The sequence below is a fragment of the Streptomyces sp. NRRL F-6492 genome, from assembly GCF_001280125.1.
Lineage (GTDB): Bacteria > Actinomycetota > Actinomycetes > Streptomycetales > Streptomycetaceae > Streptomyces.
This window is the reverse complement of the sequence record NZ_LGEG01000035.1, coordinates 1-20,388: the sequence shown is the minus strand read 5'-3', so window position 1 is coordinate 20,388 and position 20,388 is coordinate 1. Positions and strand designations below refer to the sequence as shown.

Genomic DNA, 20,388 nt, shown 5'->3' with positions numbered 1-20,388 from the left:
GGGACGGGTCACCAGCCGGGCGGCCGGGGGTGCGGCGGGGGCGGCGGCGCCCCCGCCGGCGGGTACGGGGCGGGCGCGGCGGCGGGGGCGCCGCGCCCGGCCAGGAGGACGAGGACGGCGGTGCCCGCGAGCAGTCCGAGGACGGAGGTGAGGACGTCCGCCCGGTGCACGGCGGGGAGGTCCGCGAGCCGTTCGAGGATTCCGTACCGGACGGCCCCGGCGGTGCCGGCGAGACCGCGGGCGGTCAGGAACGCGCCGGCGAGCAGCCCGAGGGCACGGGTGGGGCGGGCCCGCGCGAGGGCGGAGACGGCGGCCGTGGCGTACAGCGCGGCGAGGACGGCCGCCAGCCAGCCGGGCGGGGGCGCGAGGGCCGCCTGGACGACGGACCGGCCGCCGGTGAACCGGTCGACGGTGATCTCCGCGGGCAGCCGGACGGCCCAGTACAGCTCCCAGCCGGCCGCGGTGAGGGCGGCGGCCGCGAGGAGGATCCCGGCGGCGACGGCGGGGCCGGTGCGGGGGCGGCCGGGCAGCGGCTCGTACGGGGTGCCCGGCGGGCGGCGGCCGACGGCGGCGACGAGGACGAGACCGGCGCCGAGGGCCAGTTCGAGCAGGGCGGTGACGAGGGCCGCACCGTCGGGCGTCCAGAGGCCGGGCAGGCGCAGGGCGAGGGTGGCGGCGCCGGTGGCGGCGAGCGCGGAGGCGGCGTGCCGCGAGCGGAGGGCGGCGACGGCGGTGGCCGCGGAGGCGACGAGGAGCACCGGGTCGACCAGGGAGGTGGCGGCCCGCCCCCGGGCGAGGAAGGACCGGTCCCCGGCCCAGTACCACGCGAGGTCGGTGGGCGAGCCGAGCGCGGCGAGGTCCTTGAGGATCCACACGGCGGTGACGAGGACGAGTGCGCCGCAGAGGGCGGCGCCGGTGAGTCGTGCCGGTCGTGTCACAGTCACGGCTTCGATACTCACGGTCGCGACCGGCCGAAACAAGCGGTTCCGGATATCCGGAGGGGCGGGGGCGGCCGGCCGGAGCGCCTGGTGCGCTCCGGCCGGCCCACGGCACCCGCACGGCCGTACGGTGTGCAGCCTGTCGTGTCCGTATATCGGAGCCGAGTCGGGCGGGTTGCCCCGGTGTTAAGGGGCGTCGGGGGGCGGGGTCCCGTCCTCCGGACGGAGGAGGTGGCTGCCGCCCGGGGGCGGGGTGCCGGGCTTCTTCTCCAGGTCCGGAGCACCGCCCTCCCCCGTGTCCCCCGGCGTGTCGTCCGGCTTCTCCAGGACCGCCCGGTGCTCCTCCGCGACCACGTGCTTCTCCTCCGCGAAGTGGCAGGCCGAGTCGTGGCGGGCCGGGCTGTCGGTGAGCCGGAAGACGGCCGGGACCGCCAGGAGGGGGACCTCCTGGGCGCAGCGCTCCCGCGCCTTCCAGCAGCGGGTGCGGAAGCGGCAGCCGGAGGGGACGTTGGCCGGGGAGGGCACGTCGCCGGTGAGGATGATCCGCTCGCGGTGGGCGCGCGCCTCGGGGTCGGGGACGGGGACGGCGGAGAGCAGCGCCTGCGTGTAGGGGTGGGTGGGGTGGTCGTAGATCTGCGCGTCGGTGCCGATCTCGACGATCCGGCCGAGGTACATGACGCCGACCCGGTCGGAGATGTGCCGCACGATGGACAGGTCGTGGGCGATGAAGACGTACGACAGGGAGAACTCGGACTGGAGCTGTTCCAGCAGGTTGACGACCTGGGCCTGGACGGAGACGTCGAGGGCCGAGACCGGTTCGTCCGCGACGATGACCTCGGGCTGGAGGGCGAGGCCGCGGGCGATGCCGATGCGCTGGCGCTGGCCGCCGGAGAACTGGTGCGGGTAGCGGTTGATGTACTCGGGGTTGAGGCCGACGACGTCCAGGAGGTCCTGGACCTTGCGGCGCCGGTCGCCCTTGGGCGCGACCTCGGGGTGGATCTCGTACGGTTCGCCGATGATGTCGCCGACCGTCATGCGCGGGTTGAGCGAGGTGTACGGGTCCTGGAAGACCATCTGGATGTTGCGCCGGACGGCCTTCAGGGCGCGCGCGGACAGCTTGGTGATGTCCTCGCCCTTGTAGCGGATGGTGCCGGAGGTGGGCCGTTCCAGGTTGACCAGCATCTTCGCGACGGTCGACTTGCCGCAGCCGGACTCGCCGACGATGCCGAGGGTCTCGCCGGCGACGAGGTCGAAGTCGACGCCGTCGACGGCCTTGACGGCGCCGACCTGCTTCTTGAAGAGGACGCCCTGGGTGAGCGGGTAGTGCTTGTGGAGGTCCCGGACTTCGAGGATCGCCTCGCCCGCCCCTGCCGCCCCGGTCGTCTCAGCCATGGAGGCACTCCTTCCAGAAGTGGCAGGCGCTGGCGCGCGGCACCGGGGACTCGGTCACCTCGTACAGCGGGGGCTCGTCGGTCCGGCAGACGTCCTGGGCCATCGGGCAGCGCGGGTTGAAGGCGCAGCCGGGCGGGATGTGCAGCAGGTTGGGCGGCAGGCCCTTGATGGCGTACAGCTCCTGGCCCTTCTGGTCCAGGCGCGGGATCGATTCGAGGAGGCCCTTGGTGTAGGGGTGGGCGGGGGCCTGGTAGATCTCGTGGACGGGGGCCCGTTCGACGATCCGGCCGGCGTACATCACGGCGATCTTGTCGGCCACGTCGGCGACGACGCCGAGGTCGTGGGTGATGAGGATGAGGCCCATGTTGAGTTCGCGCTGGAGCTCGGCGAGGAGGTCCATGACCTGGGCCTGGACGGTGACGTCGAGGGCGGTGGTGGGCTCGTCGGCGATGATCAGCTCGGGTTCGAGGGCGAGCGCCATGGCGATCATGATGCGCTGGCGCATGCCGCCGGAGAACTGGTGGGGGTACTGGCCGACGCGCTCCTTGGCGGCGGGGATGCGGACCCGGTCCATCAGCTCGACGGCCTTGGTCCGGGAGTCCTTGCGCGACATGCCCTTGTGGACCTGGAACATCTCGCCGAGCTGGTCGCCGACGCTGAGGACGGGGTTGAGGGAGGACAGCGCGTCCTGGAAGACCATCGCCATCTTGGCGCCCCGGACCTTGCGCCGCTCGTCCTCCTTGAGCTTCAGGAGGTCCTGGCCCTGGAAGAGGATCTCCCCCCGGGTGATCCTCCCCGGGGGGATGTCGAGGATGCCCATGACGGCCTGGGCGGTGACGGACTTGCCGGAGCCGGACTCGCCGAGGACGGCGAGGGCCTCCCCCGCGTCGACGGAGTAGTCGACGCCGTTGACCGCCTTGGCCACCCCGTCCCGGGTGTGGAACTCCACGTGCAGGTCGCGCACTTCGAGCAGCATGGATCCCTACCTCAGCTTGGGGTCGAGGGCGTCGCGGACGGCGTCGCCGAGCATGATGAAGGCGAGCACCGTGACGGCCAGCGCGCCGGCCGGCCAGAGCAGCATGTGCGGGGCGTTGCGGATGTACGGGGAGGCCGCGGAGATGTCGATGCCCCAGGAGACGGTGGGGGGCTTGAGGCCGACGCCGAGGAAGGAGAGCGTGGCCTCCAGGGAGATGTACGTGCCGAGGGCGATGGTGGCGACGACGATCACGGGGGCCACGGCGTTGGGCGTGATGTGCCGGAGCAGCATCCGGGAGTTGGAGGCGCCGAGCGCGCGGGCGGCCTGGACGTAGTCGTTCTGCTTGGCGGTGATGACGGAGCCGCGGGCGATGCGGGAGATCTGCGGCCAGCCGAGCAGCACCATGAAGCCGATGACGGGCCAGACGCTGTTGTTGCTGACGACGGAGAGGAGGACCAGGCCGCCGAGGACGACGGGGATGGCGAAGAAGATGTCGGTGATCCGGGAGAGGAAGCCGTCCCAGGCGCCGCCGTAGAAGCCGGCGAGGCCGCCGAGGACCGAGCCGAGGAGCGTCACGCCGAGGGTGGAGAGGACGCCGACCTCGATGGAGGCCCTGGCTCCGTAGACCGTGCGGGTGTAGACGTCGCAGCCCTGGCCGTTGAAGCCGAAGGGGTGGCCGGGCTGGGAGCCCTCCTGGGCCTTGGAGAGGTCGCAGTCCAGCGGGTTGCCGCTCGCGATGAGCTGCGGCCAGATCGCGATGACCACCAGGAAGACGATGACCAGGCCGGAGACGATGAAGACCGGGTTCCGGCGCAGGTCGTGCCAGGCGTCGGACCAGAGCGAGCGGGCCTTCTTCTCGGGGCCCGTGCCGTCGGGGCCGCCGGGGGCCTTCTCCAGGGTCTCGGCCTCGGACATCGCGAGGTCGGTGGCGCCCCCGGCCCCGGTCGAGGCGATGGCCGACCCTTCGTCGTGGCGCTCGGGCATCTCAGGCATAGCGGATCCTCGGGTCAAGGACGGCGTACAGGAGGTCGACGAGCAGGTTGGCCACCAGGAAGACCAGGACGAGGACGGTCACGAAGCCGACCACGGTCTGGGTGTTCTGGCGGAGGATGCCCTGGTAGAGCTGGTAGCCGACCCCGTGGATGTTGAAGATCCGCTCGGTGACGATGGCGCCGCCCATGAGCGCGCCGATGTCGGTGCCGATGAAGGTGACCACCGGGATGAGGCTGTTGCGCAGCAGGTGCCGGGTGATGACCCGGCGGCGGGGCAGGCCCTTGGCGACGGCGGTGCGGACGTAGTCGGCGCGTTTGTTCTCGGCGATCGAGGTCCGGGTGAGCCGGGTGACGTAGGCGAGCGACACGGAGGCGAGGACCAGGCCGGGGACGATCAGTTCGTCGAAGGTGGCGGCGGAGGAGACCGAGGGGTCGATCCACTTCCACTTGACGCCGAAGAGGAGCTGGACGAGCAGGCCGGTGACGAAGGTCGGGACGGAGATGACGACCAGGGTCAGCAGCAGCACGGTGGTGTCGACGGGGTGGCCGCGCTTGAGGCCGGTGAGCACGCCGAGGCTGATGCCGATGACGATCTCGAAGAGGATCGCGACGATGGTGAGGCGGATGGTGACCGGGAAGGCGTTGGCCATCAGCTCGGTGACCTCCTGGCCGTTGAAGGCCGTGCCGAAGTCCCCGGTGAAGACGTTGCCCATGTAGGTCAGGTATTGCTGCCAGACCGGCTTGTCGAGGCCGAACTCCTTCTTGAGCTGGGCGGCGGTCGCCGGGTCGCACTGGCGGTCGCCGCACAGTCCGGCGACGGGGTCGCCCATCACGTTCACCATCAGGAAGATCAGCAGCGTGGCGCCGAAGAAGACCGGGATCATCTGCAGCAGTCGCCGGATCACGTATCGACCCATGAGGGACTCCGGGGGTTGGCTCCGGTGGGGACGTGGCTCGGAGGCGGGGAAGGCGTACGGCCCGGCGCGGGGGTCCGCGGGCCGGGCCGTGCGCCGTCGGCCTGTCGGCTCGTCAGTTCACCTTGATCTGGTCGTAGACGGGGACGCTGAAGGGGTTCAGGGTCACGTTGCCCACGCGCTCCGAGTAGCCGGCGCTGCCGTTCTGGTACCAGAGCGGGAGGGCGCCCATGTCGTCGCGGAGGACCTCCTCGGCCTGCTGGAAGATCCCGACGGCCTTGGCGGTGTCGGCCTCGGCGTTGGCCTGGTTCACCAGCTTGTCGAACTCGGGGTTCGTCCACTTGCCGTCGTTGGACGAGGCGTTGGTGTAGTACAGCGGCTGGAGGAAGTTCTGGATGAGCGGGTAGTCCATCTGCCAGCCGGCGCGGAACGGGCCGGTGAGCTTCTGCGTGGTGACCTGGTTGCGGTAGTCGGCGAAGGTGCCGACGGGGTTGCCGACGCAGGCGCGGTCGTTGCCGAGGGCGCGGTTGATGGAGTTGCAGACCGCGTCCACCCACTCCTTGTGGCTGCCGGTGTCGGCGTTGTACGAGATCTTCATGGTGCCGCCGGGGATGCCGCCGCCCTCGGCGACCAGCTTCTTCGCCTCGGCGGCGTCGTACTTGCAGAGGTCGCCGCAGACGTCCTTGAAGCCGCCCTCCTCGCCGAGGACGGGCGAGGTCCAGTCGACGGCGGGGGTGCGGGTCTTCTGGAAGATCGTCTCGGTGATCTGCTTCCGGTCGATCGCCCGCGACAGGCCCTGGCGGAGCTTCTCCTGGCCGGGCTTGTTCCAGTTCGCGTCGTAGAACGGGAAGGAGAGGGTCTGGATGATGCCGGCGGGCACGTTGATGTACCGGTCGCCGAGGTCGGCCTCGACGTTCTTCAGCTGCGCGGCGGGGACGTCGTCGACGAGGTCGAGGTTGCCGGCGATGAGGTCGGTGTAGGCGGTGTTGTTGTCGGTGTAGACCTTGAGGGTCACGCCGCCGTTCTGCGCCTTGTCGGTGCCGGGGTAGGCGTCCCACTTCTTCAGGACCATCTGGGACCCCTTGGAGTAGGAGTCGATGGTGTACGGGCCGTTGCCGACGGGCTTCGAGAGCCAGCCGGCGTGGTCGCTGAAGAAGGTCCGGGGCAGCGGGGCGAAGGCCGCGTAGCCGAGGGTGACGGGCCAGGTGGAGAACTTCTGGGTGAGCTTGACCGTGAAGGTGCGGTCGCCGGTGACCTTGAGGCCGGACATGGTCTCGGCGGTGGGCTCGCCCTTCTCGGGGTGGACCTGGTCGTAGCCCTCGATCTGGCCGAAGAAGTAGGCGTTCTTCTGGTTGTTCTTCAGGTGGGCGCCGTAGTTCCAGGCGTCGACGAAGGACTTGGCGGTGACCTTCTCGCCGTTGGAGAAGGTCCAGCCGTCCTTGACGGTGACGGTGAAGTTGGTCGAGTCGGTGGTGTCGATCTTCTCGGCGAGCATGTCCTTGGCCTCGCCGGTCTTGGGGTCGTACTGCTTGAGCCCCCGGAAGATCATGGAGAGGACCTTGCCGCCCTGGACCTCGTTGGTGTTGGCGGGCTCCAGCGGGTTCTGCGGGTCGCCCCACGAGGAGGACACGACGCCGTCGGCCCCTCCGCCGCCGCCGCTGTCACCGCCGCCGCAGGCGGTCGCCGCGAGGGCGACCGCGGTGGCCAGAGCGGCCCACTTGGCGTGCGTGGCTCCGCGCATGGAGTGCCTCCCGTATGTACCGATTCACACTGAGAGCCCCAATATCACCCTGTAACTCCACGCCTGCATGTTGTCGGCGCCCATCAGTGCGACGGCGGGGGCGCACGGAAAACGGCCGGCTCCCGGCGCCGTGGGGCGCCGGGAGCCGGCCGTGGAGAACCGCGCGGGGTGTCAGTGCACCGGAACGACCTGCTTCTCCTCGGCGAAGTGGCACGCCGAGAAGTGGGCGGCCGGGGTGTCCTGGCCCTGGAAGGCGGCCGGCACCGCGAGGAGCGGCACCTCCTGGGCGCACCGCTCCTGCGCCTTCCAGCAACGGGTGCGGAAGCTGCAGCCCGACGGCGGGTTCGCCGGCGAGGGGACGTCACCGGTGAGGATGATCCGCTCGCGGTGCGCGCGGGCCTCCGGGTCCGGCACCGGCACCGCGGAGAGCAGCGCCTGGGTGTACGGGTGCGTCGGGTGCTCGTAGATCTCGGTGTCCGTACCGATCTCGGCCATCTTGCCGAGGTACATGACGCCGACGCGGTCCGAGATGTGCCGGACGATCGACAGGTCGTGCGCGATGAAGAGGTAGGACAGGTTGAACTCGTCCTGGAGCTTCTCCATCAGGTTGATGACCTGGGCCTGGACGGAGACGTCCAGGGCCGAGACCGGCTCGTCGCAGATGATGATCTCGGGGTTGAGCGCGAGGCCGCGGGCGATGCCGATGCGCTGGCGCTGACCGCCGGAGAACTGGTGCGGATACCGGTTGATGTACTCCGGGTTCAGACCGACGACGTCCAGGAGCTCCTGCACCTTGCGGCGCCGGTCGCCCTTCGGGGCCACCTCGGGGTGGATGTCGAAGGGCTCGCCGATGATGTCGCCGACCGTCATGCGCGGGTTGAGCGAGGTGTACGGGTCCTGGAACACCATCTGGATGTTGCGGCGGACCGCCTTCAGCGCGCGCCCGGACAGCTTGGTGATGTCCTGGCCCTTGTAGAAGACCTCGCCGGCGGTGGCCCGCTCCAGGTTCATCAGGAGCTTGGCGACCGTGGACTTGCCGCAGCCGGACTCGCCCACGATGCCGAGGGTCTCGCCCTGGTAGAGGTCGAAGGAGACCCCGTCCACGGCCTTGACCGCGCCGACCTGCTTCTTGAAGAGGACGCCCTGCGTCAGCGGGAAGTGCTTCTTCAGTCCGCGCACCTGGAGGATCGGCTCGCCGCGGACCACGGGGGCCTCGATGGCGGCGACCAGGGCCTCTTCGTTGGCGGCGGCCACGGCCTCGTCGTTCTTGCCGATGTCAGCCATGGATCGTCTCCTTCCAGAAGTGGCAGGCGCTCTTGCGGCCCGGAAGGTCCGTGCCGTCCTGCTCGGTGACCGGCACCAGGGCCGGGATCTCCGTACGGCAGATGTCCTCGGCCTTGGGGCAGCGCGGGTTGAAGGCGCAGCCGGTGGGGACGCGGAGCAGGTTGGGCGGCAGGCCCTTGATCGCGTAGAGCTCCTGGCCCTTCTGGTCCAGACGCGGGATCGAGTCCAGCAGGCCGCGGGTGTACGGGTGGGCCGGGCGCTTGTACAGCTCGTGCACGGGCGCCTGCTCGACGATCCGGCCGGCGTACATCACGGCGATCTTGTCCGCGACGTCGGCGACGACGCCGAGGTCGTGGGTGATCAGGATCAGGCCCATGTTGTATTCCTGCTGGAGCTCCGCGAGGAGGTCCATGACCTGGGCCTGGACGGTCACGTCGAGAGCCGTGGTGGGCTCGTCGGCGATGATCAGGTCCGGCTCCAGGGCCAGCGCCATGGCGATCATGATGCGCTGGCGCATGCCGCCGGAGAACTGGTGGGGGTAGTCGGCGACCCGGGCCTTGGCGGCCGGGATCTTGACCTTGTCCATCAGCTCGATGGCCTTGGTCCTGGCGTCCTTCTTGGACAGGCCCTGGTGGACCCGGAACATCTCGCCGAGCTGGTAGCCGACGTTGAGGACCGGGTTCAGGGAGGACAGCGCGTCCTGGAAGATCATCGCGATCTTGCGGCCGCGGATCTTCCGGCGCTCCTCCTCGGACATCTTCAGCATGTCCTGGCCGCGGAACAGGATCTCGCCCTGCGGGATCCTGCCGGGGGGCATGTCGAGGATGCCCATGACGGCCTGGGCGGTGACGGACTTGCCGGAGCCGGACTCGCCGAGGACGGCGAGGGTCTCGCCGGCGTTCACCGAGTAGTTGACGCCGTTGACCGCCTTGGCCACACCGTCACGGGTGTGGAACTCGACGTGCAGGTCGCGGACTTCGAGCAGGGGGCCGGTGCCGGACCCGTCGCGCGGCGCGGGGACGGCCGCGGTCTTGTCGATGATGCTCATCTTTTACGCCCTCCTCAGCGCAGCTTGGGGTCGAGGGCGTTGCGGACGGCTTCGCCGAGCATGATGAACGCCAGAACGGTGAGGCTCAGCATGATCGACGGGTACAGCAGGATGTGCTGCGACGTACGGATCGCCTGAACACCCGCGGAGATGTCGACACCCCACGAGACGGTGGGGGCGGCGAGGCCGAGCCCCAGGTAGGACAGGGTCGCCTCGGCGGAGATGTAGCCGCCGAGGGCGATGGTGGCGACGACGATCACCGGAGCCATGGCGTTCGGCAGGATGTGCCGGAAGAGGATCCGGGTGGTGCCCGCGCCGAGCGCCTTGGCGGCGTGGACGTAGTCGGCCTGCTTGACCGTGATCACGGCGCCGCGCATGACGCGGGCCATCTGCGTCCAGCCGAGGAAGGCGAGGGCGAAGACGACGACCCAGACGGTGCGCTCGACGAAGGCCTGGAGGACGACCATCGCGCCGAGCAGGAAGGGGATGCCGAAGAAGACGTCGGTGAGGCGGGAGAGGACCGCGTCGATCCAGCCGCCGAAGTAACCGGCGATCATGCCCATGGCGCCGCCGACCACGGTGACGATCAGGGTGACGCAGACGCCGACGATGATCGAGGCGCGGGTGCCGTAGATCAGTCGGGCGTAGACGGAGCGGCCCTGGATGTCGTAGCCGAGCCAGCCCGGGGAGCCGACGTTGCCGAGTTCGGGCTTGCCGACGTAGTGCTTGACGAGGTCGCCGGCCGTGGGCGAGGCGCTGGTGAACAGCCCCGGGAACGCCGCGATGAGCAGCAGGAAGAAGATGAGCACCGACGACACGATGAAGTACGGGTTGCGGCGCAGGTCGCGCCAGGCGTCGCCCCAGAGCGAACGGGGCTTCTCCGCCTTGGGCGGCTGCGGGGCGGACGTCTCCACCGGAGGGGTGGTGACGGCGTCCACCGATGCGGCGGCCGCGGTCTTGGTCACGTCAGGCATACCGGATCCTCGGGTCCAGGACCGCGTACAGCAGGTCGATGAGCAGGCTGGTGATGAGGTAGACGACCACCAGGACGGTGACGAGACCGACGAGGGTGCTGCCCTCGCGACGGCTGATCGACTCGTAGATCAGACCACCGACACCCTTGACGTTGAAGATGCCTTCGGTGACGACCGCGCCGCCCATCAGGGCGCCGATGTCGGTGCCGAGGAAGGTGACGACGGGGATCATCGAGTTGCGCATGAGGTGGACGCCGATGATGCGCCGCTTCGGCAGGCCCTTGGCGACGGCCGTGCGCATGTAGTCGGCGCGCAGGTTCTCCGCCATGGAGGTGCGGGTGAGCCGCGCCACATAGGCGAGGGAGAGGCCGCCGAGGACGATGGCGGGGGCGATCATCTCGGACAGCAGTTGCTGGTTGCTGACGTTCGGCGCGATCCATTCGAGCTGGAAGGCGAACACCATCTTGATCAGGAAGCCGAGCACGAAGACCGGGATCGAGATGATCAGCAGCGTGAAGATCAGGATCGCGTTGTCGGCCATGCGGCCGGCGCGGAGGCCGGCGATGATGCCGAGGCCGAGGCCGAAGACGAGCTCGAAGGCGAAGGCGAGGGCGGCCAGCTGGATCGTGACGGGGAACGCGTCGCCCAGCACCTCGGTCACAGGCCGGTCGTTGCGGATCTGCGTACCGAAGTCGAAGTGGAAGAGGATTCCACTGATGTAGTCCCAGTACTGCTTCAGGATCGGCTGGTCGAGGCCGAGCTTGTGTCTGATCTCCGCGATGGTCGCGGGGGACGCCCCCTTGTCTCCGAACAGACCGGCCACGGGGTCACCGGGCAGGCTGTAGACCATGAGGAAGATCAGCAGGGTTGTCCCGAAGAAAACCGGGATCATCTGGAGCAGTCGTCGTGCGACATAGCGCCCCATCATGCCTCCGTTGAGATGTGACGGCCGCAGCCGAGGGCCCTCCCCCGACGTACTGCCCGGATTCGGGCAGCACGATGCCGTGGAAGGGCCCCCCAGCCGCTGCGTAAGGCACCGAGACGGGACTGACGGTCCGTCAGTCCCGTGACGGCGTGCGGACTACGCTTTCGGGTTTACTTGTGGACCTCGACGCCGGTCAGGATCGGGTCGCCGTCCTGGCCGTAAGCCACGCCCGAAACCTTCTCGGAGTAGCCCGCGTTGACCTTGTAGTACCAGAGCGGGATGGACGGCATGTAGTTGACCAGGTCCTTCTCGATGGCCTGGTACTGCTTGACCGACTCGTCCAGCGTCGCCGCGGAGTCCGCCTTGGCGATCTTGGCGTCCAGCTCCTTGTTGGAGAAGCCGCCCTGGTTACCCGCCGCACCCGTACGGAACAGGTCCGAGATGAAGTTCGCGTTCACCGGGTAGTCGAGCACCCAGCCGGAGCGGTAGAACGACTTGACCTGCTTGGTCTTGCGAGCGGTCAGGTCGGCCTGGAAGTCCGGCTTGCCGTCACCGACACAGGCGACGCCCGTGGACTGGGTGATGGAGTTGCAGACCGCGTCCACCCACTCCTTGTGGCCGCCGTCGGCGTTGAACTGCAGGGAGATCTTGTTGCCGGGGACGCCGCCGCCGGCCTTGATGAGCTCCTTGGCCTTGGTCGGGTCGAACTTGGTGACGTCGACCGCGTTCGGCTGGTAGCCGAGCACACCCTTGGCGACCCAGCCGGTGGCGGGCTCGCGGGTGCCCTGGAGCACCGTCTTGGTGATGGTGGCGCGGTCGATCGCCATCGAGAGGCCCTGGATGACCTTCGGGTCGACCGGCTTCGGCTTGCTCCACTGGTCGGCGTAGAACGCGACGGCCATGGTCTGGACCGCGGAGTAGGCCTGGTCGACGGCGCGGTCGCCGAGGTCCTGGCGGTAGACCGGGAGGTCCTTCGGGGCGAGCTGACGCAGGACGTCGACGTTGCCCGACTTCAGGTCCTCGTAGGCGGCCTCGAGGGTGGTGTAGTTCTTGAAGACCACACCGCCGTTCTTCGCCTTGTTCGGGCCCTTGTAGTCGTCGTAACGGACGATCTCGATCTGCTTCTTGTGGTCCCAGCTCTTGAACTTGTAGGGACCGTTGCCGACCGGCTTCTGACCGGCGGCCTTGGTGTCCTTGTAGAACACCTCCGGCAGCGGGGCGAAGACGATGTAGGCGAGCTTGTGGCCGAAGTACGGAACGGCCTTCGAGAGCTCGATGGTGAAGGTGTTCTCGTCGACGACCTTCAGACCGTCCAGCTTGTCCGCGGTGGGCTTGGCGCCCTCCTCGGCCGGGCTGAGCTTCTCGAAGCCCTTGATGTCGGCGAACCACGAGTTGAGGCCCATGGCGTTCTTGACGTTGGCGTTCCAGTTCCACGCGTCCACGTAGGACTTCGAGGTCACCGGGGTGCCGTCGTGGAAGGTCCAGCCCGGCTTGAGCTTGACGGTCCACGTCTTCGAGTCCGTCGTGGTGACCGACTCGGCGTTGATCATCTCCAGCGAGCCGTCGGCCTTGTAGTCGACCAGGGTCGAGAACAGGCCGGCCATGACGGCGGAGCCGTTGGACTCCATCGTGTCGCCGGTGTACAGGGGCTTCTCGGGCTCACCGAGCTCGATGGAGAAGATCCCGTTCGGGTCAACAGCGCCCTTGGCGTCGCTGCCGCCGTCGCTCTTCCCCCCGCCACAGGCGGTCGCAGCAAGGGCGACGATGATCGCGCCCGTTACCCACTTGGCGCTCTTGGCACCGCGCATGGGTTCCTCCTCATGAGTCCACTTTGTCACTACAAGAGGGGCACTCCGAGTTTCGCCGACACCCCTGACGGCTATGCACTCAAGTGCCCCGAGTGTGCTCGTGAGTCGGCACTCCCCACAGTGCGTGACCCATTGACCCGAGCTCAATGGAGCCAACTATTAAGTACGCCCGGGCCGTAAACCACACTTAAGTGGTCTCGTTTTGACAACATCACTCCACCCCGAGGTACCGAAATCCGGACAAAGTGAGTCCAGACAGACACCCCCGAAACGGACTGTTAATACACGTTCCGGAGAGCGATGACCGGTATCCGGACGCGGGGTCGCTGAATTCGACTTGACGGCGGGTGCGGGAGCCACCCTCCTCCACCGGTCCCGCGGAGGCCCTCGCGACGCCCTCCCGCCCCGATCTTCGCAGGTGGTCCCGGTGACGGCCCGGGACGGGCCGGGGCGGGCCCGGCGGCGACGGGGCGCACGACTGAGCCCCGCCGGGGCCGGCGGGGCTCAGTCGTGCGCGCGGACCGGTCGAACCGGTTGCGGATCAGGCGTTCTTGGCGCGGGAGGACGCGCGGCCACGCGCGTTCTGGTCCAGGATCACCTTGCGGATGCGCACGGCCTCCGGGGTCACCTCGACGCACTCGTCGTCGCGGCAGAACTCCAGGGACTGCTCCAGGGAGAGCTTGCGCGGCGGGACGATCGCCTCGAAGGAGTCGGCCGAGGAGGAGCGCATGTTGGTGAGCTTCTTCTCCTTGGTGATGTTCACGTCCATGTCGTCGGAGCGCGAGTTCTCGCCGACGATCATGCCCTCGTACACCTCGGTGCCGGGGTCGGTGAACAGGACGCCGCGCTCCTGGAGGTTGGTCATCGCGAAGGCGGTGACGGCACCGGCGCGGTCGGCGACGAGCGAACCGTTGTTACGGGTCGTCAGCGTGCCGAACCACGGCTCGTGGCCCTCGTGGATCGAGTGGGCGATGCCCGTGCCGCGGGTGTTGGTGAGGAACTCCGTACGGAAGCCGATGAGGCCGCGGGACGGGACGACGAACTCCATGCGGACCCAGCCGGAGCCGTGGTTCGACATGTTGTCCATGCGGCCCTTGCGGACGCCCATGAGCTGCGTGACCGCGCCCATGTGCTCCTCGGGGACGTCGACCGTGAGGCGCTCGACGGGCTCGTGGACCTTGCCGTCGACGAGCTTGGTGACGACCTGCGGCTTGCCGATGGTCAGCTCGAAGCCCTCGCGGCGCATCTGCTCGACCAGGATGGCGAGCGCGAGCTCACCGCGGCCCTGGACCTCCCAGGCGTCCGGGCGCTCGGTGTCGAGGACGCGGAGCGAGACGTTGCCGATGAGCTCGCGGTCCAGACGGTCCTTGACCTGGCGGGCGGTGACCTTGCGCTGCTTGACCGCGGACTTCGCGTCCGCGCCCTTGCCCGTGCCGCCCCGGCCGACGAGCGGCGAGGTGTTGGTGCCGATGGTCATGGAGATGGCCGGCTGGTCGACCGTGATCAGCGGCAGCGCGATCGGGTTCTCCGGGTCGGCCAGGGTCTCGCCGATCATGATGTCGGGGATGCCGGCGACGGCGCAGATGTCACCGGGGCCGGCGACCTCGGCGGGCTTGCGGGTGAGCGCCTCGGTCATCATCAGCTCGGTGATGCGGACGTTGGAGATCGTGCCGTCCCGCTTGATCCACGCGACCGTCTGGCCCTTGCGCAGCTCGCCCTGCTCGACGCGGAGCAGCGCGATGCGGCCGAGGAAGTTGTCGGCGTCGAGGTTGGTGACGTGCGCCTGGAGCGGCGCCTCCTCGTCGTACGACGGGGCCGGGACGTGCTCCAGGATGGTGGAGAAGAACGGCTCCAGGCTGTCGCTGTCCGCGGGGACGGTGCCGTTCTCCGGCTTGGTCAGCGAGGCGATGCCGTCACGGCCGCAGGCGTAGACGATCGGGAACTCGATCTGGTCCTCGTCCGCGTCCAGGTCCAGGAACAGGTCGTAGGTCTCGTTGACGACCTCGTCGATCCGGGAGTCCGGGCGGTCCGTCTTGTTGATGCAGAGGATGACGGGCTTGCGCTGCTGGAGCGCCTTGCGCAGCACGAAGCGGGTCTGCGGGAGCGGACCCTCGGAGGCGTCCACGAGGAGGACGACCGCGTCCACCATCGACAGGCCGCGCTCGACCTCGCCACCGAAGTCGGCGTGGCCGGGGGTGTCGATGATGTTGATCGTGATCGGGGCCCCGCCGTCCTTGGGGTGGTACTTCACCGCCGTGTTCTTGGCGAGGATCGTGATGCCCTTCTCACGTTCCAGGTCGTTCGAGTCCATCATGCGGTCGTCGAGCTGCTGGTGGGCGGCGAAGGCACCGGCCTGCTTGAGCATGGCGTCGACGATGGTCGTCTTGCCGTGGTCGACGTGGGCGACGATGGCGACGTTACGGATGTCGTGGCGCGTGGGCATGGGTGGCTTGCGCTTCTCTCGGATCGTGGGAATCGGCGTCAGTTCCTCTTACGCCCGCCGGGCGGACGCGCCACGGCTATGTCCTATGGTACGGGGCTGCCGCGCAAGAGGCTTCCCCGCCCGGGTTCCGAGAGGGTCTACTGGGAGGTTTCGAGGGTGTGGGGGAGGTCGTGCGGCCGGGTCAAGGGGCCGACGCGATCCTGCCCGCCGGGGACGCCGGCGGGCAAGGAAGTTGAGCTGGTTCTGAGGTTGTGACCTGCGCTTTCAGAGCTTTCGGCGTTTTCGTCGGGTTCAGCGGTTCCGTGCCGTGCCTCTACCGGGTCCGCTCGGACCCCTTGGTGGACCCGCCCTTCCGGAAGCCGATGTCCTGGTAGCGGGGGGCGGCGAAGCCCCAGGCCCCCGCGTTCACCAGATCGGCCCTGGCGGCGACGAGCTGGGGGCGCTGGTAGAGCGGGATGGAGCCGGCCGCGGCCCAGATCCGGGCGTCGGCCTGGCGGACGAGCTCCAGGGCCTCCTCCTCGTCGAGGGTGCCCGCCGCCTGGTCGAAGAGCTGGTCGATGCGGTCGGTGCCGACCCGGGAGTAGTTCTGCTCGACCATGAGCGAGCCGTCCGAGGCGGGCTCGGGCTTGGCGAAGATCGGCCGGGCGTCGGTCGCGGGGAAGGCGGAGGCGGGCCAGGAGTAGAGGGCCAGGTCGTAGTCGCCCGAGGCGATGTGGTCCTTGAAGAAGCTCTCGTCGGAGACCTTGCTGACCTCGGTGCGGATCCCGACCGCGTCGAGCATCCGGACGATCCGGTCCCCCACCGCCCGCAGCGGCTCGGAGCCCGGCCCGGACGGCAGGACGAAGCGGAGGCTGAGGGCCTTGCCGTCCTTGCCGAGGGCCTGGCCGGATCCGGGGACGGCCGCGGGCGCGGCGGTGCCCCGGGGGGCGTAGGCCCCGGCGACCCCCTGGTCGGGGTTGGCTGCCGGCCGGCCGCCGACCCGGGCGGCGGAGCCCGTACCGGTGTCGAGGGCTTCGGCCCGGGTGCCGAGGACCCCGGCCCTGGCCTGGAGCGCGGCGCTCTGGCGGGCGGCGGCGAGGGCCCGGGGGTCGCTCTCGGAGCCGGGGGCGGGGGCGGGGGCGGCCCGGCGGTCGCCCGGCTTGTCGTCGCCGACGATGTAGAGGCCCTCGTCGGAGGGGGCGTCCCCGGAGGCGTCGTCGCTCTTCTTCTTGGCGTCGGCGGTGGCGGTGGCGGTGGCGGTGCCCTCCGCGGGCTTCCCGGCCTTCTTCTCCGCCTTCTTCTCCGCCTCCGCCTTCTCCTTCTCCGCCTCGCTGCCCGCCTTCGTGCCGGCGGGCCGCTCGGCCGCCCCGTCGGGGACCCAGCCGGCGTCGGCGAGGAGCGCGCGCGCCTCCTCGGTGTCCTGGCCGCCGAGGGCGTCGCTGCCGTCCTTGTACGCCGCCTGGCCGGCGAGGGCCAGGTGGCTGCCGGGGGGCTTCGCCGGGAGGCCGAGCGGCTTGAGCACGGATTCGGCCAGCTCCTGGCGGTCGATGGCGCGGGCCACCGCGCGCCGCACCCGCTCGTCGGAGAGCGGTCCGGACTCGCCGTTCAGCGAGAGCTGGGTGTAGGCGGGCTCCAGGGACTTGCGGACGACGTACTTCGCCAGGGTGTCCTGCGCGCCCGCGTACCGGGCGATCGCCTCCTGGTTCTTCTTGCGGGCGGCCCGCACCTCCTCCGCCTTCTCCTCGTCGGAGCCGTGGGCGAGGGCCCAGGACGCCAGGGCCTTGGAGGGGGTGATCGAGGAGCCGGGGCCGTGGGCGAGGGCGGCCTGCGCGCCGTTGCGGCCGGCGCGGGCGTCCTTGAGCGCCAGGGAGATCCGCTCGGCCGTGGAGCGGTCGATCTCGGCCAGGTCGAGGGTGCCGGCGGCGAGGGCGTCGGCCCGGTCGGCGCGGGGGACGGGCTTGAGGACGACGGTGTCGAGCTTGGCGGCCTGTCCCCACCAGCGGGGGTTGCGGGTGAGGGTGACGTCGCCGCCCTCGGCGCCGACCGACTTCAGCAGGAACGGTCCGGCGGTGGCCTTGAGGGCGGTGCGCGCGCCGTCGTTGAAGGCGCCCGGGGACCCCATCACCTGCTTCGGGTAGAGGGGGGTGAAGAGGGACTGCCAGTCGGCGTAGGGCTTGGCGAAGGTGACCCGCACCTCCAGGTCGTTCTTGCCCCGCTCGATCTTCTCGATCCGCTCGTAGCCGGAGTTCCGGGCGGTCCAGTACGCGGTGTCGCGGCCGCTCAGGGCCCGCCACTGGGCGACGAAGTCGGGCGCCCCGATCTCGCGTCCGTCGCTCCACACGGCCTGCTGGTTGAGCTTGTAGAGGACGACCTGCTTGGGCTCGGTCTCGATGACCTGCGCGGACTCCAGGTAGTCGGGGTTCCGCTGGGGCCGGCCGCGCCCGTCGAGGGTGTAGAGGGCGGGGAGCACGGCTCCGGCGACGCGGGAGGTGGCGGCGTCGGCGTCGGCCTGGAAGGCGTTGAGGGTGGCGGGCGCCGCGTCGACGGCCCAGCGCAGGGTGCCGCCGTCGGCGACCCGGTCGCGCGGGGCGGGCGCGTCGTCCCGGGCCGCGACCGGGGCGGCGTCGGGCGCGTCGTCCGCGCTGCATCCGGCGAGGACGGTGACGGCGAGGACGGCGCTGGTGAGGGTGGCGACGGTGCGGAGCGTCCGGGTGCGGGGGCTCTTGGGGCATGTCCCCCCGCGAGGGGCGCCGATCTGGGACATGTCTTGTACCCCTTCGTCCAGATTCATTCCATTTGGAGATGATCACACCTCCTGCTCATCCACTGAAAAGGAGGAAAAGGATCCGGCCATGACGACACGGCGAAATGGCCGGAAAATGCCACTCGGGCGGCCCAACCCCCGCCCCGGCCGCACGGGTCCGGTCGCACGAGCCCGGCCGCGGGCCCGGTCGCGGACCGACATACCCGGACATAACCTCACGCTTGTGACGCGAAAAGCCACCCGAGCCCTCCTCGCGGTCCTGGTGGCGGCGTGGTGGCTCGTCGTCCCCGCCGTACCCGGTGCCCGCGCCGACGACCCCGTCGTGCTGTCCCGGGACGGGCAGATCACCGACCGGGTGGGCGCGCTGCGCGACCGCCGCGCCTCCGTGGAGCAGGCCCTGGACCGGCTGTACGAGACGGAGCGCGTCCAGCTCTTCGTCGTCTACGTACGGGACTTCTCCGGGCGCACGGGCCAGGACTGGGCCGACGCCACCGCCGAGCGCAACGGGTTCGGCGGCGACGACCTGCTGCTCGCCGTCGCCACCCACGACCGGCGGTACGGCTACTCCGCCGACCCCGGCTCCGGCCTCACGCGGGACCGGCTCGACGAGGTCGCGCGGACCGCGATCGAACCGGCGCTGCGGCAGAACGACTGGGCGGGCGCCGCCGTCGGCGCGGCGGACGGCTACGCCGCCGTCCTCTCGGGCCGGCCCGTCACCGCTCCCCCGGTCACCCCCGGGCCCGCCGACCCGGGCCGCGCGGCCGACGACGGCCCCTCCGGCTCCGACCTGATCCTGCCCGCGGTGCTCGTCGGCGGCGCCGGGGCGGTGGCGGCCTACGCGTACACCAGGCGGCGCCGCCGGGCCGGGACCCGCACCACGCCGGGGGACGGGCAGGGCTGGGGGCCGCCGGGGGAGCCCGCGCCGCCGACCCTGGACGAGCTGGACGGGGAGGCGCGCAGGACCCTGGTCGCCACCGACGACGCCGTCCGCACCAGCCAGGAGGAGCTGGGCTTCGCGTCGGCGCAGTTCGGCGAGGAGGCGGTGCGGCCCTTCACCGAGTCCCTCGCCTTCGCCCGGGAGCAGCTGACGGCGTCGTTCCGGCTGCGGCAGAAGCTCGACGACGCCTTCCCCGAGGACGACGCGACCCGCCGGTCCATGCTGGAGGAGATCCTGCGCCGCTGCGAGGAGGCGGACGCGCGGCTCGACGCCGAGACCGAGTCCTTCGACCGGCTCCGCGCCCTGGAGCGGACCGCCCCCGAGGCGCTGGCCTCGGTCGAGGCCGCGCTGCGGGAGCAGACGGCCCGGATGGGCACGGCCGAGGCGGCGCTGACCGCCATGCGCGAGCGGTACGCGGAGACGGCGGCCTCGCCGGTCGCCGGTGACGTCGAGCAGGCGAAGGACCGGCTGGTCTTCGTGACCACGCACGTCGAAGAGGCCCGGCGGCGGATCGAGGCGGGTGACAACGGCGCGGCGGCCGTGCACGTCCGGGCCGCCGAGGGCGCCGTGGACCAGGCGGCCCGGCTGATCGAGGCGGTGGACCGGCGGGCGCAGGAGCTGGCCGAGGCCGTGGGCCGGCTGCCGGGCGTGCTCGCGGAGACGGACGCGGACCTCGCGGACGCCCGGGGCCTGCTGGAGGGGACCGCCGCCGGGGTGCCCACGGCCGACCTCCAGGGGCGGATCGCCCGCGCCGAGGCGGTGGTGGCCGAGGTGCGGCGGAGCACGGAGGCCGGGCGGTACGACCCGATCGGCGCCCTGCGCCGGGTCGAGGAGGCCGACACGGCCCTCGACGAGGCCCTGGAGGGGGCCAGGGAGCGCGAGTCGGGTGCGCGGCGGGCCCGCGCACTCCTCGACCAGGCGATGCTGACGGCCCGTTCGGCGATCGGGGCGGCCTCCGACTACGTCACCACCCACCGGGGCGCGGTGGGCAGCGAGGCCCGCACGCGTCTGGCCGAGGCCGGGCGCCGCTGGGAGAAGGCGCAGGCCCTCGCGGACGGCGACGACCCGCGGTCCGCCCTCGCGGAGGCCCGGCGGGCGGACGCGCTCGCCCGGCGGGCGCAGGACCTCGCCGAGCGGGACGTCCGCGCCTACGGGAACCCGAACGGTCCGGGCGGGATGCCGGGGGCGGGCGGGAACGCCGGCGGCGGGCTCGGCGGCGCGGTGCTCGGCGGCATCATCCTCGGCGGCCTGTTCGGCGGGGGCGGAAGGGGCG

At 70.6% G+C, this 20,388-nt stretch carries 14 protein-coding genes; 1 reads left to right on the top strand and 13 read right to left on the bottom strand.

What is annotated here, in order from left to right; all coding sequences use genetic code 11:
• Positions 1-8: 8 nt before the first annotated feature.
• The 13 genes from ADL08_RS37050 to ADL08_RS05285 form a co-directional block, all read right to left on the bottom strand.
• The gene (locus tag ADL08_RS37050; protein ID WP_053640876.1) at positions 9-944 is read right to left on the bottom strand and encodes a hypothetical protein; all 936 of its coding nucleotides are present in this window, start codon (positions 942-944) and stop codon (positions 9-11) included.
• A gap of 180 nt (positions 945-1,124) precedes the next feature.
• Positions 1,125-2,330 carry an ABC transporter ATP-binding protein gene (locus ADL08_RS05340; protein ID WP_078968007.1) on the bottom strand — a complete coding sequence of 402 codons (1,206 nt, stop codon included), beginning with the start codon at positions 2,328-2,330 and terminating at the stop codon, positions 1,125-1,127.
• Positions 2,323-3,306: an ABC transporter ATP-binding protein gene (locus tag ADL08_RS05335; protein ID WP_053640875.1), complete on the bottom strand. Its 984-nt coding sequence runs from the start codon at positions 3,304-3,306 to the stop codon at positions 2,323-2,325. The genes ADL08_RS05340 and ADL08_RS05335 overlap by 8 nt, the downstream gene beginning before the upstream one ends.
• 6 nt (positions 3,307-3,312) lie before the next feature.
• Entirely contained in the window at positions 3,313-4,299 is a 987-nt protein-coding gene (locus ADL08_RS05330; protein WP_053640874.1) for an ABC transporter permease, read from the bottom strand.
• A complete protein-coding gene (locus ADL08_RS05325) occupies positions 4,292-5,215 on the bottom strand; it encodes an ABC transporter permease (protein WP_053640873.1) in 924 nt (307 codons plus the stop codon). The genes ADL08_RS05330 and ADL08_RS05325 overlap by 8 nt, the downstream gene beginning before the upstream one ends.
• A 112-nt stretch (positions 5,216-5,327) precedes the next feature.
• Entirely contained in the window at positions 5,328-6,953 is a 1,626-nt protein-coding gene (locus ADL08_RS05320) for a peptide ABC transporter substrate-binding protein (protein ID WP_053640872.1), read from the bottom strand.
• Positions 6,954-7,124: 171 nt separating this feature from the next.
• Positions 7,125-8,237 carry an ABC transporter ATP-binding protein gene (locus tag ADL08_RS05315; protein ID WP_053640871.1) on the bottom strand — a complete coding sequence of 371 codons (1,113 nt, stop codon included), beginning with the start codon at positions 8,235-8,237 and terminating at the stop codon, positions 7,125-7,127.
• Complete coding sequence (locus ADL08_RS05310) at positions 8,230-9,285, bottom strand: ABC transporter ATP-binding protein (protein ID WP_053640870.1); 1,056 nt, start codon at positions 9,283-9,285, stop codon at positions 8,230-8,232. Before ADL08_RS05310 ends, ADL08_RS05315 begins: the two co-directional genes overlap by 8 nt.
• Before the next feature lie 14 nt (positions 9,286-9,299).
• Positions 9,300-10,259, bottom strand: coding sequence for an ABC transporter permease (locus ADL08_RS05305; RefSeq protein ID WP_053640869.1), 960 nt, complete (start codon positions 10,257-10,259; stop codon positions 9,300-9,302).
• Complete coding sequence (locus ADL08_RS05300) at positions 10,252-11,184, bottom strand: ABC transporter permease (RefSeq protein ID WP_053640939.1); 933 nt, start codon at positions 11,182-11,184, stop codon at positions 10,252-10,254. The genes ADL08_RS05305 and ADL08_RS05300 overlap by 8 nt, the downstream gene beginning before the upstream one ends.
• Before the next feature lie 170 nt (positions 11,185-11,354).
• Positions 11,355-12,992 (bottom strand): peptide ABC transporter substrate-binding protein, encoded by a 1,638-nt coding sequence (locus ADL08_RS05295; protein ID WP_053640868.1) that lies wholly within the window; start codon positions 12,990-12,992, stop codon positions 11,355-11,357.
• A 541-nt stretch (positions 12,993-13,533) separates the two neighbouring features.
• A complete protein-coding gene (gene typA / locus ADL08_RS05290; RefSeq protein WP_053640867.1) occupies positions 13,534-15,435 on the bottom strand; it encodes a translational GTPase TypA in 1,902 nt (633 codons plus the stop codon).
• Between the two features lie 313 nt (positions 15,436-15,748).
• Positions 15,749-18,178 (bottom strand): ABC transporter family substrate-binding protein, encoded by a 2,430-nt coding sequence (locus ADL08_RS05285; RefSeq protein ID WP_053640866.1) that lies wholly within the window; start codon positions 18,176-18,178, stop codon positions 15,749-15,751.
• 223 nt (positions 18,179-18,401) lie between these two features.
• Between ADL08_RS05285 and ADL08_RS05280 the strand changes: the two genes are divergently transcribed.
• Positions 18,402-20,388 (top strand): TPM domain-containing protein (locus ADL08_RS05280; protein ID WP_053640938.1); only part of this gene is annotated, 1,987 nt, incomplete at its 3' end.